Raw genomic sequence first — 23,432 nt, forward strand, 5'->3', positions numbered from 1 at the left:
TGCGGAACGCGGGCCTCGGTGACTGCTGACTGTGAGCTCCGCAGGCAGCCGCAGTTCCCCGTGAGTCCCTGAACGATCCGGCGCGGTTGCGGCACGGGGAACTTGTGATCCGTGGCCGAGTTACTCAAGCGGGGCTGAGTATGTGGACTCTGGCCGGTTGCAGGGTGATCCGACACGCTTGAGCCATGCCGCAACGACCTCTGAAACTCGTTCCCCAGCTGATAGCGATCCTCGTGCTTGCTGTGATGACGCTAGTCGTGTGGGCTGCCTGGCTGGGCTGGGACCAGCACCGAGACGTGCAGCCTGATGGTTCCGAGACCGGCCCCTACGAGGCGTGGCAGGTGATCGGGCTGGTGCTGACTCTGCTGGCGCCGGTGTACTGGGCGGCATCCCGGCGCTACATCGCAGGCGCCGCGTTCGGCGTCCCGGTCGGCCTGACCGTCGCCGCCGGTTACGACTGGTCGGACGACTCCAGCGGACTGTTCCTGGTCGGCGTGGTGATGATCATGGTGGGGTCTCTCATCGTGACCTGCGCCGCAACCGCCGTGATCGCCTCCGTGAAAGCAAGGTCCGACTCAACCCGACAGTGACTTGAAACCGTCGTGTCGGTGATGCCACCGTGTGTTCAGATCCCACACCCACCGCAGTTGAACGGCCCCTGACCTGGGGAACGGGTCGGGGGTCGCTCTCGTGTGCGCTGTCCCTCGGCCGCTGCGCCGCAAGGACGTCGACCTGGACGACCTCACCGTCCGCGTCAGGCAGGCCCCCGGGTTTCTACGGCCCGATGGGCTTCATCTGCCGGCTTCCTCCGTACCGGAGGTCTCCACGACTAGCCTCCGCAGCATGCTGCGTATCGCTGACGCCCGCACGGGCCACCTCGTGGAGTTTCCCTCTGCGCACCGCCACCTCATGCGCATCTGCGTCCATCTGCCGGTCATCGACGACGGGATCGGCCCGGTGCACCTGCGCGTACTGTTGCTCGGCGACGTACTGGCGCGCACCGCTGAGCTGCACCACCTGCAGACCCTCACGGTGCTCACCGCGCCGGACCTGCCGCAGGAGCAAGTGCAGGCGCTCGACAGGGTCATGGCCGTACTCGGCATCCACCCGCCGGCCACCGTCCGTGCTCACGATCCGAGTCAGACACCGAGCGCTCCTGCCGAAGTGCACGTGCTCGCGTACGGCGCCGACCAGCAGGACAGCTCCGGCGGGGTACGGATCGATGTCGGCGAGGTCAGCACGGCACCCCCGGACGAGGGAGGCCCAGGCTCCCCGGACGCAGCCGCCCCGGAGGGAAGCGATCCGCTGGCTCTGAGGATGCTGTTGCTCGGCCATCCCCACAGCACGCCCGTCCTGGTCACCGGCGCCGCGCTCGCCCAGGCCCGGCGGACACTGCGGCACTGGCGGCAGCTGGTGGCCGACTGGGCGCAGGAACCATCCAGGCCGATCCCCGCCGACCTGTTGCGTCAGGCTCATGCCGCACTCGCCGACGATCTCGGCGTCCCCGCCGTCCTGGACATGCTGCGCAGCGTGGAGGAGAACGCCGACGTACCTGCCGGCGCCAAGTTCGAGACCTTCGCACATCTCGACCGCGTGCTCGGGCTGGACCTCGCGCGCGATGTCGGCCACCAGCACCAGGAGACTCCGTGACCACAGGCGACTCACGGCGCCTGGTCCTGCTGCGGCATGCGTCCTGCCGCAGCGCCGCCCTCACGTGCCACCACGGCCTGCGGGGGCGGGCCTCCTGCGGCGGCACAGGCGGCTGCCTCCGGGAGCGACGACACGCACCCGCAGCAGACTCTCCGCTGCAGGGCGCCGTGGAAGGATCGCGGCGATCGGGGCGGCCGACAGGACCGGCCCGAGAACTCGGAACGTGGGAGAAGAGATGTCCCTTCCGGACCCGGGACGGGAGGAAGAAGCCGCGGCGGCCATCGGCTTCGACCTCAGTGAGTGCATCCAGGAACCCATCCACCTGCTGGGCAGGATCCAGTCCCACGGCACCCTGCTCGCAGTGGAGGCCGCCACCGGCACCGTGGACACCGCGGCCCTGAACACCGGTTGCCTGCTGGGGATCGCTGCCGAGGAGTTGGTCGGGGGGCCCATCACGCGGGTGCTGTCCCCCGAGCAGTGGGCCGAGGCGCTCGAGGTCGGCGCTCAGCATGCGGCGGCAAGCCTGGTTCTCCCCGTCTCCATCGATGTGGCGGGCGCCCCTCGGATGTTCGACGTGACCGCCCACCGGCAGGGGCCTTTACTGGTCCTGGAGTGCGAGCCGCGCATCGTCGCGGCACCGCACTTCGCACACTTCTACCAGGGGGTCCGGCGAGCCCTGACGCGTCTACGGTCCTCGACGACAACGGTTGAGTGCTGCCAGGAGGCCACGCGTGAGATCCGTGCGCTGACCGGCTTCGACCGGGTGGTCGCCTACCGCTTCGACGGACAGGACGGGCCAGGAGAGGTGGTCGCGGAGGAACTCACCGCCGGCCACGAGCCCTGGCTGGGGCTGTGGTTCCCTGCCAGCGACATCCCGCCCCAGGCGAGGCGGCTGTACCGCGACAACTGGATCCGGGCGATCGCCGACGTGGACGACACCAGTGTCGGCCTGCACCCTCCGCGCCGAGCCGATTCGAGCCTGCCACTGGATCTGTCGAACTCTGTACTGCGCACCGTGTCCGGCTTCCATCTGGAGTACCTGCGGAACATCGGTGTGAAGTCGTCGATGTCGGTGAGCGTCCTCCGGGAGGGCGAGCTCTGGGGGCTGATCGCCTGTCATGGCTACGCCGCCGTCACCGTCCCTCCGGAGCTCCGGGCAGCATGTGAGTTCTTCGGCGTGGCCTTCTCCCTCCAACTCGCCGTCATCGAGGAACGAGAACAGGCCGAGGCGCTCACCGCATCCCGGGAGCGTCTTGGGCAGATCATGTCCCGGGTGACGGCAGACCTGGAGGACTCGCTCCTGGCAGGTGACGACGCCCTCAGATCACTGTTGGACGCCGATGGCGCGGTGCTCTGCAGAGGCGGCCGCAGCGTCATGAGCGGGATGAGTGTTCCGCCCGCTCTGCTGGACACCCTCCAGGTCCGCGCGGCAGGGCCGGCACCCGGCACGGTCTGGACTACGGACCGCCTGTCCGAGGAACCGGACCATCACGACGACGTGCCGGAAGACGGTCCGGCAGGGGTTCTGATGGTGACGCTCAGCCACTCGGGTGACTTCCTCGCCTGGTTCCGCAGGGCCCGTCCGACCGCCCGCCAGTGGGCCACCGACCCTTCCACGCCCGTCCAGGTCGGACCGCGAGGCGAACGGCTCACCCCTCGCGGTTCAGGTGCCGTCTTTCGCGCGGTGGTACGCGGACGGAGCCTGCCCTGGACGCCGACCGACAGCGTCACCGCGCAGGAACTCTGGCGCACGCTGACAGGACTCGTACTCCGGCACGAGGCGGAACTGGCAGCGTTGAACGAACAGCTGCGCCTCACCAACTCCGACCTCGACTCATTCGCCCATGTGGCAGCCCACGACCTCAAGGAACCGCTACGAGGCATCTCCAACGCCGCGACCTTCGTCATCGAGGATGCCGCAGCGGAGCTCGACGCGACCACCGTCCGACGGTTGCTCACCATGCGGCGACTGGCCGGCCGGATGGACGACCTGCTCAACTCGCTGCTGCATTTCGCCCGACTGGGCCGAGGCGGGCTGCACCGCACCCGTGTGCCACTGGACCGGGTGCTGGACTCCGCGCTCGACGTGGCCGGGGAACGTCTGGCCGAGGCCCACGTGCGGGTCATCAGAAATGATCTGCCCGAGGTGTACGCCGACGAGAACCGGCTCTACGAAGTCCTGGTCAACCTCCTGGTGAATGCGGCCAAGTACGCTGCGGACAAGGAAGATCGCACGGTCGAGGTCCTGGTCGACACGCTCCGCCCACCGGCAGGCGGGCACCCGCAGCAGACCGTCGTGGTCCGGGACAACGGCATCGGCATCCCGTCCGACCGGCAGCACGAGGTGTTCGAGCTGTTCCGCAGGCTGCACGGGGAGGGCGAGCACGGTGGCGGCACCGGCGTGGGGCTCGCGATCGTCAAGCGGATCGTGGAGCGGCACGGCGGCGAACTGTGGCTCGACAGCGAACCGGGCCGCGGGACAACCTTCTTCTTCACCCTGAGTCAGGAAGGAGGCTGAGCGGCGGGGCCCTCGTCCCCGCCCGTCGCCTTTCTCTGCCAGTAGTCCACCGCCCCCTTCAGTACCGTGCGGAAGAGTTCGAAGTTGACCGGCTTGTAGATGTAACTGTCGGCGCCTGCCGCGTAGGTCGTGTCCACCTCGTCCGGTCCGGTGGACGAGGTGAAGGCCACCACCGCCACGTCGTTCAGTTCGGGCCGGGAGCGGATCGAACGCAGCACCGCTCCTCCACTGAGACCAGGCAGGTTCAGGTCCAGGAGGACGAGCCCCGGTCGGCGTGCGGCTTCCAGCAAGCGCTCGACGAATCCGGTTCCCCGGTCGGTGAATTCCAGAGTCAGACCCGGGTGGGTGCGACCGAGCGCCCGCGCAATGGCCTCGGCGTCCTCCGCCGAATCCTCGACCACCCAGACAAGGTTGTGATCGATTCTGTACTCCCCGGCAGCCCCGCTCATACGATCGCCTCCGCCCGTGCGGCGAGCACGGCGATGTCGTCGGCGCCCGTCGCGCGGAACTCCACGACAGCCTCTGCCAGGCGCTCGGCGAACCCCAGGGCCTCACCGGCGCCCATCTGCGCCACCGCGGTCCGCAGACGTGACTCGAAGAACGTCCCGTCGGCCGCTCTGGCCTCGGTCACCCCGTCGGTGAACATCACCAGCGTGTCGCCCGGTGCCATGTGTGCCGACCCGGATCCGTACTCGATGTCCTCCAGCACACCCAGCAGATCCCCGTGGGCCGGGAGCTCCTCCACGGTGCCGTGCTCACGCCGTATCAGAGGCGCCGGATGACCGGCACTCCAATAGCGCAGCCGGAATCCCTTCTCGTCGGGCACCAGCACCGCTACGAGCGCTGTCACGAAACGGGACATGCCCTCCCTGGACAGAGCCTGATTCAACCGTCCCAACGCGTGCTCGGGCGAACTGCCGTCCTCGAGAAGAGCGCGCAGGGTATGGCGGGCCAGCCCCGTGAGTGCCGCTGCCTCCGCCCCGCGACCGCAGACATCACCGATGAGGAGGGTCACACCACCCTGCGCACTCGGGACGGCGTCGTAGAAGTCACCGCCCACATCGAGCGAGACGTCGCCCACCTCGTACGCCGAACTCAACGTGAGCCCCGCAACCTGCGGCAGTTCGCTCGGGAGCAGATGTCGCTGGAGAGAGACCACGTTGCGGCGCCGCTGTTCGTACAGGGCGCTGCTGTCGATGGCCAGCGCGGCCCGGTCGGCAAGATTCGCAAGGAACCGTGAGGCCCCCTCGGCGACGACCACCTGGTGGTAGAGAAATGTCAGGGTGCCCAGGGCCCGGCCCCGAGCCTTGAGCGGATTCACACTGAGCGCATACACGGCACGGCCCGCCCCGGACGACGCGGCCCCGAAAGGCCCCCCTTCCAGCCCCTTACCTTTCAGTACCAGCCCCTGGCCACTGTCGAGTACTCGCTGGAGCAGATCCGTCAGCCAGGGGTCCTCGGCAGCAACCCTGCCGAGCCACTGCTGTTCACCCGCGTCCACATGCGCGAAGGAAACGAGTGTCAGTCCCTCTTCGGGAAGAACAAGATGCAGGACGCAGCCTTCGGCGACGGCGGGAACAGCCGTGCGGGCCACCCGCCGCACGGTCTTCTCCACATCAAGGCTCGAATCCATCTGCAACGACGCCTCCGCCAGGAAGGCGTCACTCACCTGACGCATCTCGTCGTCGCGGCGCGCCATGATGCGCCTGTCCGAGACCATGGCGACCTCGGCCACCTGCTTCAGCCGGCTCCGGAGCGTCGCATCGACTGCGTCCGCGTCTGCGGTGCCGACCATGAACGACGCCCAGCCGTCCTGCCCCAGCGGTACGGCACACTCGGCCACACTCCGCGCGCCCGCTGCGGCCAGAACCTGGACATACGGCATGGCGGCGTCGAGCCCCGACACCTCGTGAACCGTGACGGTCGGCTCGCCGTCCGGTGCCCCGTCGGCGCCCGATGCGCCGAAATCCTGTTCGAGTTCCACGAACGACGGCGCCGTGTCCGCCGCAGTGATGCTACGCAGATAGTGCAGCAGCCCGCCGCTCCAGCGGGTGCCTACGACGGCCAGCACGCCGGGCATACGGAGCAGCATGCAGTAGAGGGAATCGGCCAGCCCCGTCACGTCCGACGCTGTGTCGGCAACCCGCCAGAGCTCATGCAGATGGCCCGACCACCATCCGTCATCTGCTTGGCGGGAAGCGCTGATCTCGTGCTGCTCCACCGTTCATCCGCCGTTCCGTATCACCACTGTCGGCCCCGGCCCGTCACGGGAAACGCTATGCCACCCCGCGGCTGAGCGCCTCCAGGCGCGGTCTCGGGGCGGCGCTCCACGCGAGGCGCGCGGAGCTGACCGCCAGGGGCCTGCGCGCACTGCTCCTGAGCGGTACCGATGTGGGCAGGCCCACCGCCCCCGCCCGGCGTGAGCCGGGTGAGGCCCGGAAGGAGGCGTGGCCGGCGATGCATGGGTGCACGGTTTTCTGCTTCCACGACCTTTCTCCCACCGGCCACACCCTGGCCATGAGGGACAGCTCGAGGCCGCCGACAGGGGCGCCGGTCGGAGGCGTGTCCTCGGCTGAACGGTCCGCCCGCACCCTTCGGCGGTCGAGGCCGACTATCTCTCTGTCCAGTGCATGGAAATCTATTTCGGCGGCAGTAGACATTGGGTGGCGTGGTGGCTATGGTTTCTCTCGTAGCCGAGATCGAGCAAGGCCCGGCAGAGATGAACTGCCAGGCAGTACAGGTAGTTGCAGTGCGCAGGACGGTGCGGTGGTGGAGTTTCGAAGCCAGGGCTGTTGCAGGACGGCGACGGGACTGACGACCGGACCGGGTGGCCCGCAGTGATCAGGGGCAGCCGCGGAGTAATACGCAGTGCGCAGTACACGGCAGTGAAGTCAGTGAGCAGCACCTCGGTGAAGGCGTCGGCTGCGGGCGCGCGTGCCGGGAGGTTCGGCAGTGGGGTTCCAAGCCAGAGCGGATGCAGGACGGGCGACGGGGCTGGCTGTCGAAGAGCGGCTGTGGTTCGAGGCCGCCAGTGGTTCGCAGTATCAGCAGTACGCAGGTCTCGTTCGGTAAGCAGTTCATCCAGAGGGAAGAACGGAGGAGCCCAGCGCCATCAGGATCGCCCGGGCGGACGTCATTGGGCCCGGGTACCGCAGGACATCGATAGTGAGGTGGTCTCCGGTCAAGCAACCGCGATCCCCGCGTCCCCGACAGCGTTCAGGTCGGGTCTGCGGAAACACAGGGCCGGCGCAGTATCAGGGTCGGCAGATGGTGTAGCAGTTCCTTCGGGGCCCTGGTGCCAGTACGGCACCAGGGCCCCTCCACTGGTTGCACAGAGAGGTGCGATGACAGCAGGCGACACGTTCGGCCGTCTCGATGACGACGACTACCCCGCCTACACCATGGGCCGAGCCGCTGAGATGCTCGGCACCACCCAGGGATTCCTCCGCGCCATCGGAGAGGCCCGCCTGATCACCCCGCTCCGCTCCGCGGGCGGCCACCGCCGCTACTCCCGCTACCAGCTGCGCATCGCAGCCCGAGCCCGGGAACTCGTCGACCAGGGCACCCCCATCGAGGCCGCCTGCCGCATCGTCATCCTCGAAGACCAGCTCGAAGAAGCCCAGCGCATCAACGCCGAACACCGCCGTGGTACTGAGGCGGTGGACTCACCGTCCGTGGGGTGAAGTGGCGCGCGCCCGCCCGGAACTGGCAGGTGCGCACACGTCCGAGGATGTGGCGTACGGCTCGTTTCCTCTCGAATCCCCCTTTGCCCACTTCTGCGGCGTGGGCGATCCGTGACGACCTCGCGCCGCCATCCTGGCGCACCCCGAGAAGCCCTGCGGACCAGCCCTGCGCGGCGGCTCAGGGCAAGCCGAGGATGAGCTGCCCCGGGCCCGGGGCGGGCGAGCGGATCAGCGCAGTCCGGCGAAGAGATCGTTCTCGGGTACGGCACCGCCGGTGGTGTCCTTGACGCGTACGAAGGTCTCCGTGCCCATCAACTCGCCGAACCTCTCCTTGCCCATCTTGAGGAAGAAGATGTTCTCGCCCTGACTGGCGTGCGCGGCCAGCGCATCGAACTTCTGGCCGCTGAACGCGGTGGTGTCCACCCAGGTGGTGATCTCATCGTCGGGAAGGCCGATCTCGGCCATCGCGGCGGCCTCGGCAGGATCCGGCTCGGGCATGTCCTCATCAAACTCGCGCATGGTCTCCCCGAACCGCTGCATCATCGAGCGGGGCATCGTCGTCCAGTACACCTTCGGCGTCAACGCGGTCATCTCCAGCGCCGCCATCGTGATGCGGTGGGCCTGGATGTGGTCGGGATGGCCGTAGAAGCCGTTCTCGTCATAGGTGACGACCACATCGGGCCGGTAGTGCCGCATGAGTTCCGCAAGCCGGGCGGCGCCTTCCTCCACGGGGGTCTGCCAGAAGGACCCGGGGGCGTCGTTGCTCGGCCAGCCCGCCATCCCGGAGTCGGCATAGTCCAGCATCTCCAGATCGCTGACCTTCAGGACGTCACAGCTCGCCTCGAGTTCTTGACGGCGCATCAAGGCGACGGCCGCCGCATCGTGCCCGGGATCGCCCGGTTTGACACCCTCCGCTCCGTCACCGCAACCACCGTCGGTACACGTCACGAGAACCGTGCGGATGCCTTCCGCCGCATACCGCGCGAGGACCCCTCCGGTTCCGGTGGCCTCGTCGTCGGGGTGGGCGTGTACCGCCATGAGCGTCAAGGGCCGGTCAGTCATGAGAAACAGTCCTCCTGCAGAGCTACGTCTTGGTCCGAGTGCGCGGCGGGCGTACCGCGATCCCCGGGACCCGGGTCCTGGTGGGGCGCACGACCTTGTGCTCTCCGTGTTCCCTGCCCGTACGGCGCCGGTCCCCCGGGTTGCAACCGTGTCGGCCCGTCCGGCTGTTCCCGGCGCGGCCGATTGGCCTTCCAGGCGCAGGCGTTGAGACATGATCGTCCCAGCGTCACGTCGGATCCGACCTCCACCCCGGCCGCTGGCCCGAGGGCCCTTCACGGAGCGGGTGAGGAGAATCGAACTCGCGCTCTGAGCTTGGGAATCAGCGGTCCTTGGACCACTGAAGAGGTTCTGACCTGGTCTTTCTCGTGGGACGGCCTAGATAACCTGGTCTGCGGAAGCCGCATCTGACCGCTGTCGTCCGCTCTGATGGGCACGGATGAGGCACGAGGCCGGCAGCAACGAAACCTGCCAGGGTGCGTGCTCCGGATGGACCGGCGGGTCAGAGAGGGATGATGCGGACCTGGTTGCCGCAGAGCTTGGTCATGTCGTCGCTGTCGGACGTCAGGAGGGCGACCGGTTTCGGCTGGCGCAGGGCGACCTCGGCGACCGTGGCGTCGATGGCGTACTTGTGCCCGTGCAGCCCGGCGCTTTTGAGTAGTTCCGCCGCCGCCTTGGCCGCCTGCTCGGTGACCGGCTCCACCTTGACGCGGGACAGGGCCCAGTTCAGGCTCGGGATGTTGGTGCGGGAGTGGGTGACTTCCACGATGGTGTTCGCCCCGATCACGAGGTCGGCCCCCATGTCGTGGAAGACCTGCAGCATCGCGAGGAACTTGCGGTCCTGCGCGATCCAGGCGGAGAGCCCTTCGGGGTCCAGGACAACGGTCTCGATGCGCTCGCTCACGCGGCGTCCGCGTCCTTGGAGGTGCCGTCGACGCCGAAGATCTTCGAGCGGGCCTCGGCGAGTTCCTCGTCGCTGAAGTGCCCGTGTTCTTCCGCGTGGCGGCGAAGGTCGTCGCCCAGAAGCTGGTGCCTGATCTGGCGGGCCACAGCTTCCGCTACATAGCCGGAGACGTTGTCCGTGAGCTTGCGGAGCTCCGCCACCTGGTCGCTGGGGAGCGTGACGGTGATGCGAGTCGTTGAGGACATATGGCCAGCATACTGGAGTATGCGCGGGAGGCTCGGGCTGCGGTCTATGGGGTCGCGGCCGCATGACCCGGGGGAGTGCGGCTTGCGGCGCTCCGGTATTCGCGGCGCGTCGAGGTCCGGCAGCGGCGTCTTGGTAGCAAAACGAAAGGCCCGGGTCATTGACCAGGGCCTTGCTCGAAGAGCGGGTGACGAGAATCGAACTCGCGCTCTGAGCTTGGGTATCACGAGTGGATTCGCTCTGTAAGGCCTGTTGAACTGCGAAAACGACCGGGATCGGGTGGGAAGGGGCGTACCGCCTGACCGTGGTTGACCGCTGATCCCTGGCCTACCTGGTGCGTATCTGGTGCGGCCGCCACTGTTCACGGTGGTCCGGATGATCGGCGTACGGCAGGGCCAGGTCCAGGAGGTCGGGACAGGGCCAGTCCTCGCCGTCGTACTGGCAGTCGTTTCGGTTGTCCCAGGGCAACTCTGGATCGTCGATTGCGGGGCTGAGCACGTGTCGCGCCAAGACACGGCGCTTGGCTTCTACGTCACGGAGAACGTGGGCGGGATCGTGGAGTGCCACGTGCTGGGCGACCGTCGGGCGAAATCCGGAGAGATCCATCTGACAGAAGTCGACAGTGTCTCCGTGGGCGGTCCACTGTCCGCAGCCATCGCCGTCGCATCGGCCGGCCAGCTCGGCTACCTCGTCCAGCCGCGCTCGCAGGAACTCCACCACGTCATCGCTCATGAGCGCATCGTCGGCGATGGGCTGCCCGCCTGACACTCGCTTTAGGAGCGAGGTTGGGCGATTGCTGACGTGAGCTGCGAAGACGTGGCTTGGAGCAAGGCCCTGAGTCTGCACCGTTGTTGCCGCCAAGTCCCCGTGAGTCTCCGCCCGTTCTCGCACGAGAATGGCACGGCCTTACGGTGTTGATGAGGCAGAAGCGGTGGGAAATGCTCCGGTTCTTCTCCCGAGCTGCGCCAGGCCCGGGTATCTCAACCCAGCGGGGCGCGGCGGCGCCAGCGGCCCGACGCCTTTTTGATCTGCCGGGTCCGCCACCACCCGCCGAACTCCGACCCCCACCCGCTCGTCTTCAGGACCAGGATGTTCTCCGGGTCGTCGGGGCGCTCTCCTAAAGTGTCCAGTACGCCGAGGTGCAGAACACGCTCGATGTCATAATTCGCTCCGACGAACACCCAGAAGACGGGATAGCGGGCAGCCCTCTTCAACGTGGCGATGACGGCGGCGCCGTCGCCCGGTGCGGAAGTCAGTACGACGACGGCGACCGTGTGGCCGGCCAGGTCACCCGTCGCCTCGATAATTGCCTGCAGCGTCGGGGCGAGCGTGAACTCCCCTGGTCCGAAAGCCTGGTTCTTCTTCACAAAACGCTCGGCCGCGTTGCCACGCCCCTTGCCCCGCATGGCGTCCACGGGGTCGTCCCTGGCGAACCACTCGTCGGCCCATCGCGCCATTTCTTCCGGTCCGGGTACCGGAATCCGGACCGGCTTCCGCTGGAACACCCAGAACCCGGCGGGCGGTCCCCCGAAACTCCTTAGGGCCATCTCCACACAGAACCGCGCGCCGTCGATGGCCAGATAGTCCAGATACCCCCTGGGAGCCGCCACCGCTATTGCGACATGCATACGAACTCTCCTGGGTGGCGTCGGATACAGCGGGATCCTTTCACCCCCACGGCCGGGGCGTCTCTACCAAACTGTGAGCAATCTTGAAAACCGTCGTCGCAGCGATGTGACCATGGGTTCAAATCCCACACCCACCGCAGGTGAAAGGCCCCTGACCAGCAAGATCGGTTGGGGGCCTTCGCTATGTCCGGTGCCCGCTCCGTACCGCTGTTGCCCCTAGATCCCCGTCCGATCGGGCACGCGAGGGGCACGACTCACTCCGAGGGCGACAACTCGTGTGGAAGATCGCAAGCGTCCCGCTCCAGGTGCAGGTGACGGAGCTCTCCTAGCTCGGCGACAGGGAAGGGATGCTGCACCCACTTCTTCAGGTATCCGTCCTCGCCGTGCAGCTGAAGGACGTCTTGCGCGGCTTCCATGACCACGTGACCGATAGCGCTGCGCGACTGGACTGAGCGCCACAAGAGCTCGCCTTTGTCGTCCGGCAGATCGAAGCTCTTGGACATGTCGGGGAACCGGTAGATACCCATCTCGACGGCTGTCCCGCGGCTGTTGAGGACCCACCTCACTTCTGGGGGCTCCAAGTCGAACGAGAACCGCCGAGGAGCGTCAGGACCGTACAGTCCTGCAACGCCAACGAGTAGATCAGCAAGCGCATTCGTGCAGTAGCTCGGACTGCACTTCTGCTCCGACTCACCATCCGCGATTCGATACGTTGCCCAACCAGATCCGGTCAGACTCCAACTGAACTGGAGATCACTCGACATTTGATCCCTCCCCTGTGATCGTCTGCGGAGACGGTACATACCTCCCTGACCCACCACTCACCCCTGCTCGGCTCTGCCTGGGTCGAAGGTGGTCGGGATGGGAGCCCACCACGCTCGCCACGAATCCGCCGGCACCCGCGAACGGCGCCCCTCCCATCCCGGAGTCTGAGCGCCCCCGCCGGAGGCATGTCTCATGCCCGACGGTTCCCCTCGGTCAGGTTCTCTCGCTCTAGTTGCGCGACCGGCGTAGCCGGGGCCCAGAGCGGGGCGGAGACAGGAGCGCAGGGCCCCGGCGGTGAGCCGGGGAGCGCGCGACGAGCGGAGCGAGGAGCCTTGAGCGACAGCAGGAAGTCGCGAGTGGCCTTAATGACCTCGTGCGGTCCGCCCGTAAGAAGGCTGATCCAGGGCCTTCTGGTGCGGATCTGGTGCAAGGGCCTTGAACTGGTCCAGACAACAAAGAAGCCCCCGGCCGCTGGCCTGGGGCTTTTGCATGGAGCGGGTGACGAGAATCGAACTCGCGCTCTGAGCTTGGGAATCACCGGGCAGAGTACGGGCGGTCGAGTGTCGAACTGCGACGATGGCGCCCTCTGCGGGGCCATGACGAGTATCTGGTTGACCGTTGCTGACCGATGTTCGCCAGCCTTTCTGGCACGAGTCTGGCACGCAGACTTCTTCGTCCCGAAGCAACCTGGGCGGGGACAAGGCCAGAGCAGGGTAAGGGCGATCACCGATAGGTGCTGTCTGTGAGCGTTGGTCGGCCTCGCACTGTATGCATCCAGGCGTCGCCCCGGTCTGTACGACGCGTCCTTGGCTAACCGACCGCGCTCAGCGGACGGTTTTACAGCGCGTCGGCGTTCCACGGCCCGGCGGGGAAATTCTCGCAGCGCGGTGGCTGTGCTGGGCCGTACGACTGGTGGACGCGGCGTCTTTGATCCGGGCCTGTGGGTCGCTTCGAGGTGATTCTGGCGAGATCGGAGAATGCGGGACCGGAGCGGCACACCTGGCGTCTAGCGAGAACGAGGACGAGCCATGACCAGTGCGAGTGGACGAGAAGTGCAGCCCGTTCACAGGGGCAAGGTTATGAGCTGGCTGTCGAAGGTGTTCGAGCTCAACCCCGCGGGACTCAACTGGCCGCGGGGGGTGCTGTTCCTGGACATCGCACTGGTGCCGCTGATCGTCTTCTGGGCGATTGGGCATGAGCAGTATCTTGTCAGCGCGTTGTTCGGCCTGGTGTTTACGTGGCTGAATGACCCGGGAGGCAGCTATGGCTACCGCGCCTCGCACATCGCCGTCTTTGCGGTGACCGGCGCAGGAGTGACCGCGCTGGGGTTCGGCATCGGGGGAGAGGCCTGGGGCTGGCTGGTGCTGGCGGCCTTCGCGGTCACGCTGGTGGCAGGCCTGTCGGTCGCGTTCGGGGTGCGCAGGTTCGTTGCCGCCCTGTTTCTCAACATTTGGTTCATCGCCGCCCTCGGGCAAGCGTTCAGCCTTCATCATTCCGCCCGCATCACCACCTACACTTGGGCCCAGGTGCTCGCCTGGGCCGGGGGGGCCGCGCTGTGGATCGTAATGACGTTCGCTGGCTGGCTTATCCGCGGGCGCAAGGACCACCCCCCGATGGTCGCGGAGATCCCTGGTGACACCTCCCGGCGAAAGCTGACCCGGCCGCTGATCATTTTCGCGGTGATCCGCGCTCTGGTCATGGCTGGCACCGTCGCGCTTGCGTTCGGCCTGGACCTGTCGCACGGCTTTTGGATGCCGATCGCGGCCATCATCGCGATGAAGCCGAGCCTGGAGCAGACCACGCTCGTCGCCGCGCAGCGCCTTGTCGGCACGCTGATCGGCGCCGGCGCGGCTGGGCTGCTCCTGCTGTTGCCCGCCAATGAACACGGACCCAAGCTCTTCGCGGTCGAGCACGGACTCGAAGTGGTCGCACTCGTCGTGTTGATGCACGCGGTTGCGGCTCACACCTTGAACTACGCCCTCTACTCAGCGGCCATCACCATGGGCGTGCTCATCCTGGTGGACCTTCCGCAGCCCTCCGACTATGCCTCCGAGGGCTACCGGGTGCTGTGGACGTTGTCCGGCGTGGGGATCGCTCTGCTCGGCATGCTTCTTGCAGGCATGCTCGCCAAGCACACCGCCAAAGCGCCAGCACAATCAGCCTGATCGTGCTCCGCTCCAACTCAGCCGCCGACGGAGATCTTTCAAAGGTCGTCGCTAAAACGCCACGCAAAGTACCGCCAGGCCGGTGACTGCCCTCGTGTCCTGCTGCACGAGATGCCGATCGCCCAGGAGAGTGAGTCCCTGGTAAGTAGGTACTGCAAGACAGCTCAGGACAGCTGTAGGCACCGGTTCCGGGCTATGCGAAGGGACACCATGGGGAGTAGGAGCGACCGCCTGCACACGCTGCTAGCCGTCGCACGATCCCTGACGACAACCGGCGTCCTCCTCACCGCCTACTACCTGCTGCCGCTGGCATCGGCCTCCACCCCTGCTACCGTCATCGCGCTCATCGGCGGCATGGCAGCGGTGGCAATGCTGCTGTTCTGGCACGTCGGCGTGATCAAACGCTCTGAGCGGCCCACGCTGCGGGCGGTCGAGTCACTGGCTACCAGCCTCCCGCTTTTCCTGCTGCTTTACGCTGCCGCCTACTACCTGCTGCAGCGCAGCGAACCAGAGAGTTTTGGCGGATCGCTGTCGCGGACCGACGCCCTGTACTTCACGCTGACCGTATTCAGCACGGTTGGCTTCGGAGATATCTCACCACACAGCCAACTGGCACGGGTGTTGACCATGGGGCAGATGGCGCTCGATCTCCTTCTGATCGGCGTGGCGGCCAAGGTGCTGACGGGTGCGGTACGGGAGGGCTTGCGCCGGCAGTCCCAGGCAGCGGCCGCCAATGAGAAGGGTTCAGAGTAGGAGCCTGAAGCTGTCTGATCGTTCCTTTGGAGGCCGAACCTGATGAGTCGGTTCGGATACCGGCACCGGTGTTCCCCGGGTCGCCGCTTCCCGCGAGGTCGGCGGAGCGGCTTTGGGCTGGAGCTGCTTGGGGTCGAGTGATCATGGCCCCTTAAGCTTGCGGCGAGTCGGGCAGTCTGTGGACCTGCCCGTTAAAGCACGACGTTGGGGCCATGATCTTCTACCTCGGCGCGTACGGACCCCTTCGTCCCGAGGAGCAAGCCGAGCTGCGCGCAAGGACGTCGACCTGGACAACCTCACCGTCCGCGTCAGGCAGGCGGCCCCGGAGCTGACCACGGGCAGGCGGGCGGAAGGGCCCACCAAGTCGGAAGCGGGCAAGCGGCTCGTCGTTCTGCCGGCCTTTCTGCGGACCGACCTTCGTCGGCATCTCGACTGGTACGCGGAGAAGGGCCCGGACGGACTGCTGTTCGTGGGGGAGAAGGGCAAGCCGTTCCGCCGCTCCACGTTCGGGCGGAAGTGGCGCGCGGCTCGCTCGAAGGTGGGTCTTCCCGACGGCTTCCGCTTCTACGACCTTCGTCACACCGGGCACACCCTGACGACCCGGTCCGGGGCCACGTTGAAGGACACGATGGTGCGCGCGGGGCAGTCGACCGAGCGGGCCGCGCTCATCTATCAGCACTCGGACCTCGAGCGGCAGCGGGAGGTTGCGGCCGGCCTCGACCAGCTCGTACGGGCTCGGCGCGAAGCCGCTGATGACCAGGCATCTGGCACGGATATGGCACGGGACGCTTGAACCGGTCCGGACAACAAAGAAGCCCCCGGCCGCTGGCCTGGGGCTTTTTCATGGAGCGGGTGACGAGAATCGAACTCGCGCTCTGAGCTTGGGAAGCTCATGTTCTACCATTAAACTACACCCGCGAAGCGCGCCGATGATCGGCAGTGCATCGCCGCACACTCTACCTCATCGCAGGCCCCCGGCGTCTTCGCCGCGGGGTCCATCCGGCGTTTCGGCGACGGGACGCGGTTGTGGGGGGCGGGAGTTGGGGGCGTAGCGTGGGTGGGCGGAGTGCCGCCTGGAGTGGCGTCCTGTTCATCCCCTAATGTGGCGGTCTCGTCCAAGGCTTGGTTGGGGAAGGGACTTGATGGAGTCGATGGAGCGCACCGTCGTCCGCTGTGCCGAAGGGCACGTTTTTGCTACCTCGTCGTTCCCGATGCAGCAGCTCGGGTCCGACCGGATCGGTCCCGGGCGGCTCATCCGCTGCCCGCGCTGTGCCCGGTTGAGGCAGGCCGTTCCCGTGGTGCTCGGGGAGCGGTAGCGGCGGCGGGGAGTCGTGGAGCAGGCGCGCGGGGCGGTCCGGTTGGGGCGGGCCCGCGCGTTCTGCGTATCCTCGGTGCGTGCTTCTCTCAGATAAGGACCTCCGGGCCGAGATCGATGCAGGGCGGGTTCGCATTGATCCGTTCGACGCTTCGATGGTGCAGCCCTCGAGCATCGATGTGCGGCTTGACCGCTACTTCCGGGTGTTCGAGAACCACCGCTATCCGCATATCGATCCAGCGGTCGAGCAGGTGGACCTGACGCGTACGGTCGAGCCGGAGGGTGACGAGGCGTTCATCCTTCACCCGGGCGAATTCGTACTGGCGTCGACGTACGAGGTCATCTCGCTCCCCGACGATCTCGCGTCGCGGCTGGAGGGAAAGAGCTCCCTGGGGCGCCTCGGGCTGGTGACGCATTCGACGGCCGGCTTCATCGACCCCGGGTTTTCGGGGCACGTGACCCTGGAGCTCTCGAATCTGGCGACGCTGCCGATAAAGCTCTGGCCGGGGATGAAGATCGGGCAGCTGTGCATGTTCCGGCTGACCTCGCCGTCCGAGTTCCCCTACGGTTCCGAGCGGTACGGGTCGCGCTACCAGGGGCAGCGGGGGCCGACGGCCTCGCGTTCGTACATGAATTTCCATCGGACCCAGGTGTGATGCGGCATGGCTGATGAGGCGCGGGAGAATCTGACGTACGAGGCTTTCGGGCTCGCCGTGCGTGAACTGGCGCAGGCGGTGGCCGACGACGGGTACGAGCCGGATGTCGTGCTGAGCATCGCGCGCGGCGGGGTCTTTGTCGCGGGTGGTCTGGCGTACGCGCTGGACTGCAAGAACATCCACCTGGTGAACGTGGAGTTCTACACCGGGGTCGGGACGACCCTGGAAATGCCCGTCATGCTGGCGCCCGTGCCGAACGCCATTGATTTCACGCGGAAGAAAGTCCTCATCGCCGACGATGTCGCGGACACGGGCAAGACGCTGAAGCTGGTGCGCGACTTCTGTATCGACCACGTGGCCGAGGTGCGCAGCGCGGTCATCTACGAGAAGCCGCAGTCGCTCGTGAAATGCGAGTACGTGTGGAAGAAGACCGATCAGTGGATCAACTTCCCGTGGAGTGTCGAGAAGCCCGTCGTGCGCCGCACGGGGCAGGTCCTCGACTCGTAGACCCGCGGGCGGACGTGGGAAGGGCCCCGGTGCTGAGCACCGGGGCCCTTCCGCGTGGTGTCCGGGTCAGATCGTGCCGAGCTTGATGATCGACAGCAGGGCGATCAACTGGATCGCGGAGGCTCCCAGCGCCTTCGGCCACGGCAGGTCGTGCGACTTGCTCACCATGGAGGTGAACAGCGCTCCGGCTGCCAGCCAGGTCAGCCAGCCGACGATCTGCACCAGGGAGTTCTCACCGCCGAGGAACAGGGCGAAGACGAGGCGGGGGGCGTCCGTGATCGACATGATCAGCATGGACAGGCCCACGGTCGGCTGCCAGGAGCCCGTGCCGCCGAGCTGGCGGGCCAGGGTGTGGGTGACCGCGCCGAGGACCAGGCCGCCGATGACGAAGCCGATGCCCGTGATCACGACGTACGGGACGGCCGTGGAGACCTCCGCGTGGATCGCCTCGTCGCGGGCCTGGTCGAAGCCGAAGAGCGCGAGCAGGCCGTACACGAACGTGACGACGAGCGCGGTGCCCCAGACCGGGTAGTCGCGCATCTGCCAGAACGTCGGGCCCGGACGCATCACGACACCGCTCAGCAGCTGCTTCCAGTGCAGGCGCGGGCCTGCGGGCTGGGCGGGTGCCTGGCCGGCGTGGTACGTGTCCCCGTCGTCGTACGGGTCCTCGTTGATGCTGAAGGCCTGTGTGTGGCCCGGGGCGTTGGCGTACGGGTCCTGCTGGGGTGGCTGGTGGTACGGGTCGCCGAAGTACTCCGGTTCGCCGTGTCCGCCACCCTGCACGTGTCCGCCCCCCTGCCCGTGTCCGTTGCCGCCGTGCCCGCCGTTGTACGGGGCGCCCTGAGGGCCGCCGTACGGTGCGCCGTTGCCGCCTGCCGGAGGCCACGACTGCCGGCCGTACGGCTGCGGTGGTGCCTGCGTGCCGTACGGCTGTTGCTGCTGCGGGTGTTGCTGCGGTGTGCGGTTGTCCCGGCCGCGTCCGATCCTGAATCCAGCCACGCATCGAACGTACCTGGTCCGTACGGGCGTGGTGCGTTGCCCAGGGGAACACGGGTGCCATTGCGGCCTACCTGTGACATCCCCTAGGGGAACCCTGGGGGGCCTGCCGCAGGGGCTCAGCGCAGGAACAGTGCCGTGGAGAAGCTGATCCCGGGGCGGCCGGGAGTGGTGGCCGGGTACAGGGCGATCAGGTCCGTCTCCTCGCCCCGGTGCGTACGGACCACGGTGTCCCGCTTCTTGTCGCCGTCGAAGTCCGCGTAGCCGAGCAGCGCCGTCTCCGCGGGCGCGGCCGAACCGGAGCCGCGGACCGGCGCCGCCGGGATGCCGATCGGCGGGGCCTCGAAGCGGTACGTGCCGCCGGGGCGGGTCGGGCCGTTCGGGGTGCCTAGCAGCAGGGTGCCCCTGGCCGCCTCGCCGGGTGCGTGGGGCTTGGCGGCGTGGACGAGGTCGTCGTAGCCGTCGCCGTTCGTGTCGGCCTTCGGGACGGGGGCGAAGAGGTACGGTCCGCCGCCGGGGAGGGACTCGGCGCCGCGCGGCGCACCGGCGCGGGTGAAGGGGCCGCGGAGGTTGCTGACCCGGCCCTCGCCCGCCGTCACGACGAGGTCGGTGTGCTCGTCCCCGTCGAAGTCGCCGCACACGGGGTGGTCGGGCCACTCGTTGCCGTATCTGGCCGTGTCCGGGATGCGGAGGGTGACGGCCCTGCCGGTCAGGCCTCCGGGCGAGCCGAAGAGGACCTGCAGCGGCACGGGAGGGCGGCCGATGCCGTCGTACGGGGGATCGGTGGCCACGATCAGGTCGGTGAAGCCGTCCTCGTCGAGGTCGCACGCCGTCTGCGCGTCGAACGCCGCGGGGAGGGTGTCGCCGAACTTCGCCGCGTGGGTCCGGGCGCTCAGCAGCTGGCGGGTGCCCGGTTCGAGGGCGCGGCCGGCTGAGCCGTAGACGATGCCGATGCCGGCGTCGTCGCCGTGGCTGTCCTCGGGTGCCTTCACCAGGTCGTCGATGACGAGGTCCCGGTGGCCGTCCCCGTTGAAGTCGTCGGCGGTACGGCTGCCGCTGCCGCGCGGGACGGGCAGCCGCGGGGTGTCCGCCCGGCCGGCGAGGGCTTCGGGCGGGGTGTCGCCGTTCTTGCCCGTCGGGGCGGCGGACGCCGAGGAGGGTGCGTGCGCCGCGGAGGGGCCCGTGCAGGCCGTCAGCAGGAGCATGCCGACGCAGGCCGCCGCGAGCGGTGCTGCCGTCGCGGCCTTCGCCGTTGCGATCCGTATCCGCACGGGGGCACCTCATCCGTCTCGTACGTCTCTGTGGGTTCTGTGCGACCCACATGATGCATGAAACGGCGGAAGCGGCCGGTCCTGCCCCCGAGGCAGGTCCGGCCGCTTCCGCCGCGCGACAGCGTGTGTTACTTCACCGGCTCGGGTTCCGGCTGGTCCGCCGGCTCCGTGTCGTCCGCCGGGTCCGCAGGGGTCTTCACCGACTCCAGGAGGAGCTGCGAGACGTCGACCACCTGGATCGACTCCTTCGCCTGGCCGTCGTTCTTCTTGCCGTTGACCGAGTCGGTCAGCATGACGAGGCAGAACGGGCAGGCCGTGGAGACGATGTCCGGGTTGAGGGAGAGGGCTTCGTCGACGCGCTCGTTGTTGATGCGCTTGCCGATCCGCTCCTCCATCCACATCCGGGCACCACCGGCGCCGCAGCAGAAGCCGCGCTCCTTGTGGCGGTGCATCTCCTCGTTCCGCAGGCCCGGGACCTTCGCGATGATCTCGCGCGGGGGCGTGTAGATCTTGTTGTGACGGCCCAGGTAGCAGGGGTCGTGGTACGTGATCAGACCCTCGACCGGCGTCACCGGGATCAGCTTGCCCTCGTCCACCAGGTGCTGGAGCAGCTGCGTGTGGTGGATGACCTCGTACTCGCCGCCGAGCTGCGGGTACTCGTTCGCGATGGTGTTGAAGCAGTGCGGGCAGGTCGCGACGATCTTCTTCGTCGCCTTTGCCTTCTTCGTCGAGTCGTCCTCGTCGTCCTCGCCGAACGCCATGTTCAGCATCGCGACGTTCTCCTGGCCGAGCTGCTGGAACAGCGGCTCGTTGCCGAGGCGGCGGGCCGAGTCACCGGTGCACTTCTCGTCGCCGCCCATGATCGCGAACTTGACGCCCGCGATGTGGAGGAGCTCCGCGAAGGCCTTCGTGGTCTTCTTCGCCCGGTCCTCCAGGGCTCCGGCGCAGCCGACCCAGTAGAGGTAGTCGACCTCGGTGAGGTCCTCGACGTCCTTGCCGACGATCGGGACCTCGAAGTCGACCTCCTTGGTCCACTCGACGCGCTGCTTCTTGGCGAGCCCCCAGGGGTTGCCCTTCTTCTCCAGGTTCTTGAGCATCGTGCCCGCCTCGGACGGGAACGCGGACTCGATCATCACCTGGTAGCGGCGCATGTCGACGATGTGGTCGATGTGCTCGATGTCGACCGGGCACTGCTCCACGCACGCACCGCAGGTGGTGCAGGACCAGAGCACGTCCGGGTCGATGACGCCGTTCTCCTCGGCGGTGCCGATGAGGGGGCGCTCGGCCTCCGCGAGGGCGGCCGCGGGAACGTCCTTGAGCTGCTCCTCGGTGGCCTTCTCGTTGCCCTCCATGTCCTTGCCGCCGCCGGCCAGCAGGTACGGGGCCTTGGCGTGCGCGTGGTCGCGCAGGGACATGATCAGGAGCTTCGGGGAGAGCGGCTTGCCCGTGTTCCAGGCGGGGCACTGCGACTGGCAGCGACCGCACTCGGTGCACGTGGAGAAGTCGAGGATGCCCTTCCAGGAGAACTGCTCGACCTGGGAGGCACCGAAGACGTCGTCCTCGCCCGGGTCCTCGAAGTCGATCTCCTTGCCGCCCGAGGTCATCGGCAGGAGGGCGCCGAGCGCGACCGCGCCGTCGGCGTTCCGCTTGAACCAGATGTTCGGGAAGCCGAGGAAGCGGTGCCAGGCGACACCCATGTTGGTGTTGAGCGAGACCGTGATCATCCAGGTGAAGGACGTGACGATCTTGAGCGCCGCGACGCCGTAGGTGATGTATTGGAGCGTGCCGATGCTCAGCCCGTCGAAGGCGGCGACCAGCGGGTACGAGGCGAAGAAGCCGGGCTCCCAGCTGGTCACGTGGTGCTGGGCACCCTCCAGGCCGCGCAGCGTCATGATGCAGAGGCCGACGATGAGGATGACGGCTTCGACGAAGTACGCCTGGCCGGTCTTCGAGCCCGCGAAGCGGGACTTGCGGCCCGCGTTGCCCGGCCTGCTCAGCTGCCGGATCACGATCAGGGTCACGATGCCGAGGACCGTCATCAGACCGAGGAACTCGGTGAAGATCTCGTACGGCAGCCAGTCGCCGATGAACGGGATCAGCCAGTCGGCCTGGAAGAGCTGGCCGAAGGCGTTGACGATCGTGAGCAGCAGCGAGAAGAACCCCACCGCCACGAACCAGTGCGCGAAGCCGACGATGCCCCAGCGGTTCATGCGGGTGTGGCCGAGGAACTCCTTGACCAGCGTGATGGTGCGCTGTGTGGGATCACCCGTGCGGGTGCCCGCGGGCACGGGCTGACCGAGTCGCACATAGCGGTAGATCTGCGCGATGGCGCGGCCGAAGAGTGCGACGGCCACCACCGTGATGACCAGCGACACGATGATCGCGGCGAGTTGCATTTTGGGGGCTCCTCGGGCCTGCGAGGGTAGGATACTAAGCGGTAACTTAATGATTCTGTGCTGACACTATCCACTTATTCCGCAGTGCTGTAGCGGGGCAGGCGGTGATTTGTGTCGCTCAGGTGAGCCTTCCTCCGCCGGGCGAGCCCGTGGAGTGCCGTGCGCAGCTGGATGCGTGCGGATTGAGCCAGGATCGCCAGGTCGAGTCCTGTCCCATGATGCTCGGCGTAGTACGCGTCCAGGAGGGCGGGTTCGTCCCAGGGCATTCCGGAGCGGGCGCGCACCTGTGCCAGGCCGGTCAGGCCCGGCCGCAGCTCCTGCCGCCAGTTGCGGCCCCCCGGTCCCTCGGCCGCCGGGTCGCCGGGTGCGAGGGGTGCCGGGCCGACCAGGGAGAGCTCCCCGCGTACGACGTGGGGCAGCCGGGACAGCAGGTCGAGACGGAGCCTTCGGGTGCGCAGGGAGCGCAGCTCGAAGGGCCGGCCGCCGAGGCCGGTCCGGATGTCGCGCCTCAGTACGCCTCCGGGGCGGCGGCCCGGCCTGAGCGCGAGGGTGAGGGCGCCGAGGACGAGGGCGGGGGAGGCCAGGGCCAGTAGGACCGAGCCGAGCGCCAGGTCCAGGCTCCGCTTGGCGGTCATGGCTGCCAGCCGCGCCGCCGTGAACCGGGCGGCGCGGGCCGCCGCCCGTGCCACCGCGGCTGTGGCGGGGTGCGCCGTCCTTCTTCGTACCGCAGTCTGCTTCGCGTTCTGCATCGCACCTGCCCGGAATCCGTGACGTGCCGTTATGACCGTCTCGCTGCATTTTGTGACAGAACGATCCCACGATGCGATGGTGGGGCGGAGGTGCTCGGCGTGACGGGAGTGCCGGGTGTCGCGCTCGGCGGCAGGTTCGCGTTCCTGTGTGCATCAGATAAAAAGCCCAGGTGG

The 23,432-nt window shown here is 67.6% G+C and carries 20 protein-coding genes, 1 tRNA gene and 1 pseudogene; 9 read left to right on the forward strand and 13 right to left on the reverse strand.

What is annotated here, in order from left to right:
* The first annotated feature begins 185 nt into the window (after positions 1-185).
* From OG257_RS20485 to OG257_RS20495, 3 genes are all read left to right on the forward strand, one after another.
* Positions 186-590 (forward strand): hypothetical protein, encoded by a 405-nt coding sequence (locus tag OG257_RS20485; protein ID WP_329209458.1) that lies wholly within the window; start codon positions 186-188, stop codon positions 588-590.
* A 253-nt stretch (positions 591-843) separates the two neighbouring features.
* Positions 844-1,650, forward strand: a complete 807-nt coding sequence (locus OG257_RS20490; protein WP_329209460.1) for a hypothetical protein — start codon at positions 844-846, stop codon at positions 1,648-1,650.
* A gap of 235 nt (positions 1,651-1,885) precedes the next feature.
* On the forward strand, positions 1,886-4,168 hold the full coding sequence (locus OG257_RS20495) for an ATP-binding protein (RefSeq protein WP_329209461.1): 2,283 nt from the start codon (positions 1,886-1,888) through the stop codon (positions 4,166-4,168).
* Here the strand turns inward: OG257_RS20495 and OG257_RS20500 are convergent.
* Positions 4,153-4,617: a response regulator gene (locus OG257_RS20500; RefSeq protein ID WP_329209462.1), complete on the reverse strand. Its 465-nt coding sequence runs from the start codon at positions 4,615-4,617 to the stop codon at positions 4,153-4,155. The genes OG257_RS20495 and OG257_RS20500 overlap by 16 nt on opposite strands.
* Positions 4,614-6,389, reverse strand: a complete 1,776-nt coding sequence (locus OG257_RS20505) for a PP2C family protein-serine/threonine phosphatase (protein ID WP_329209465.1) — start codon at positions 6,387-6,389, stop codon at positions 4,614-4,616. The genes OG257_RS20500 and OG257_RS20505 overlap by 4 nt, the downstream gene beginning before the upstream one ends.
* Before the next feature lie 1,123 nt (positions 6,390-7,512).
* Between OG257_RS20505 and OG257_RS20510 the strand changes: the two genes are divergently transcribed.
* The gene (locus OG257_RS20510) at positions 7,513-7,851 is read left to right on the forward strand and encodes a helix-turn-helix domain-containing protein (protein ID WP_329209467.1); all 339 of its coding nucleotides are present in this window, start codon (positions 7,513-7,515) and stop codon (positions 7,849-7,851) included.
* A 228-nt stretch (positions 7,852-8,079) separates the two neighbouring features.
* Here OG257_RS20510 and OG257_RS20515 read toward each other — a convergent pair whose 3' ends face one another.
* The 6 genes from OG257_RS20515 to OG257_RS20540 all read right to left on the reverse strand — a co-directional run bounded on the left by OG257_RS20515 (position 8,080) and on the right by OG257_RS20540 (position 12,449).
* Positions 8,080-8,913: a PIG-L family deacetylase gene (locus OG257_RS20515; RefSeq protein WP_329209469.1), complete on the reverse strand. Its 834-nt coding sequence runs from the start codon at positions 8,911-8,913 to the stop codon at positions 8,080-8,082.
* Between the two features lie 499 nt (positions 8,914-9,412).
* Entirely contained in the window at positions 9,413-9,814 is a 402-nt protein-coding gene (locus OG257_RS20520) for a DNA-binding protein (protein WP_329209471.1), read from the reverse strand.
* Complete coding sequence (locus OG257_RS20525) at positions 9,811-10,059, reverse strand: type II toxin-antitoxin system CcdA family antitoxin (RefSeq protein ID WP_329209474.1); 249 nt, start codon at positions 10,057-10,059, stop codon at positions 9,811-9,813. Before OG257_RS20525 ends, OG257_RS20520 begins: the two co-directional genes overlap by 4 nt.
* A 325-nt stretch (positions 10,060-10,384) precedes the next feature.
* Positions 10,385-10,789 (reverse strand): DUF6221 family protein, encoded by a 405-nt coding sequence (locus OG257_RS20530; RefSeq protein WP_329209476.1) that lies wholly within the window; start codon positions 10,787-10,789, stop codon positions 10,385-10,387.
* 248 nt (positions 10,790-11,037) lie between these two features.
* Positions 11,038-11,685 carry a hypothetical protein gene (locus OG257_RS20535; RefSeq protein WP_329209478.1) on the reverse strand — a complete coding sequence of 216 codons (648 nt, stop codon included), beginning with the start codon at positions 11,683-11,685 and terminating at the stop codon, positions 11,038-11,040.
* A 254-nt stretch (positions 11,686-11,939) separates the two neighbouring features.
* The gene (locus tag OG257_RS20540; protein ID WP_329209480.1) at positions 11,940-12,449 is read right to left on the reverse strand and encodes a hypothetical protein; all 510 of its coding nucleotides are present in this window, start codon (positions 12,447-12,449) and stop codon (positions 11,940-11,942) included.
* Positions 12,450-13,529: 1,080 nt separating this feature from the next.
* On the opposite strand from OG257_RS20540, the gene OG257_RS20545 reads away from it, so the two are divergent.
* From OG257_RS20545 to OG257_RS20555, 3 genes and pseudogenes are all read left to right on the forward strand, one after another.
* Positions 13,530-14,615: an FUSC family protein gene (locus tag OG257_RS20545; protein ID WP_329209482.1), complete on the forward strand. Its 1,086-nt coding sequence runs from the start codon at positions 13,530-13,532 to the stop codon at positions 14,613-14,615.
* 210 nt (positions 14,616-14,825) lie between these two features.
* The gene (locus OG257_RS20550; RefSeq protein ID WP_329209484.1) at positions 14,826-15,368 is read left to right on the forward strand and encodes a potassium channel family protein; all 543 of its coding nucleotides are present in this window, start codon (positions 14,826-14,828) and stop codon (positions 15,366-15,368) included.
* Between the two features lie 212 nt (positions 15,369-15,580).
* Positions 15,581-16,161: pseudogene (locus tag OG257_RS20555) on the forward strand (tyrosine-type recombinase/integrase); the annotation flags it as partial.
* A gap of 51 nt (positions 16,162-16,212) precedes the next feature.
* Here the strand turns inward: OG257_RS20555 and OG257_RS20560 are convergent.
* Positions 16,213-16,286: transfer RNA gene (locus tag OG257_RS20560), tRNA-Gly, on the reverse strand.
* 477 nt (positions 16,287-16,763) lie between these two features.
* Here OG257_RS20560 and dcd point away from each other — a divergent pair.
* Together dcd and OG257_RS20570 are read left to right on the forward strand one after the other, a co-directional pair.
* Positions 16,764-17,339, forward strand: a complete 576-nt coding sequence (dcd, locus tag OG257_RS20565; protein ID WP_329209486.1) for a dCTP deaminase — start codon at positions 16,764-16,766, stop codon at positions 17,337-17,339.
* A gap of 6 nt (positions 17,340-17,345) precedes the next feature.
* The gene (locus tag OG257_RS20570; RefSeq protein ID WP_329209488.1) at positions 17,346-17,846 is read left to right on the forward strand and encodes a phosphoribosyltransferase; all 501 of its coding nucleotides are present in this window, start codon (positions 17,346-17,348) and stop codon (positions 17,844-17,846) included.
* Positions 17,847-17,912: 66 nt separating this feature from the next.
* Here the strand turns inward: OG257_RS20570 and OG257_RS20575 are convergent, their stop codons facing one another.
* The 4 genes from OG257_RS20575 to OG257_RS20590 all read right to left on the reverse strand — a co-directional run bounded on the left by OG257_RS20575 (position 17,913) and on the right by OG257_RS20590 (position 23,258).
* Positions 17,913-18,845 (reverse strand): Yip1 family protein, encoded by a 933-nt coding sequence (locus OG257_RS20575; protein ID WP_329209490.1) that lies wholly within the window; start codon positions 18,843-18,845, stop codon positions 17,913-17,915.
* Positions 18,846-18,961: 116 nt separating this feature from the next.
* Positions 18,962-20,113, reverse strand: coding sequence for an FG-GAP repeat domain-containing protein (locus OG257_RS20580; RefSeq protein WP_443054444.1), 1,152 nt, complete (start codon positions 20,111-20,113; stop codon positions 18,962-18,964).
* 128 nt (positions 20,114-20,241) lie between these two features.
* Entirely contained in the window at positions 20,242-22,509 is a 2,268-nt protein-coding gene (locus OG257_RS20585) for a (Fe-S)-binding protein (protein WP_329209492.1), read from the reverse strand.
* A gap of 74 nt (positions 22,510-22,583) precedes the next feature.
* On the reverse strand, positions 22,584-23,258 hold the full coding sequence (locus OG257_RS20590) for a sugar transferase (RefSeq protein WP_443054445.1): 675 nt from the start codon (positions 23,256-23,258) through the stop codon (positions 22,584-22,586).
* Positions 23,259-23,432: the final 174 nt, after the last annotated feature.

The sequence above is a fragment of the Streptomyces sp. NBC_00683 genome (assembly GCF_036226745.1).
GTDB lineage: Bacteria > Actinomycetota > Actinomycetes > Streptomycetales > Streptomycetaceae > Streptomyces.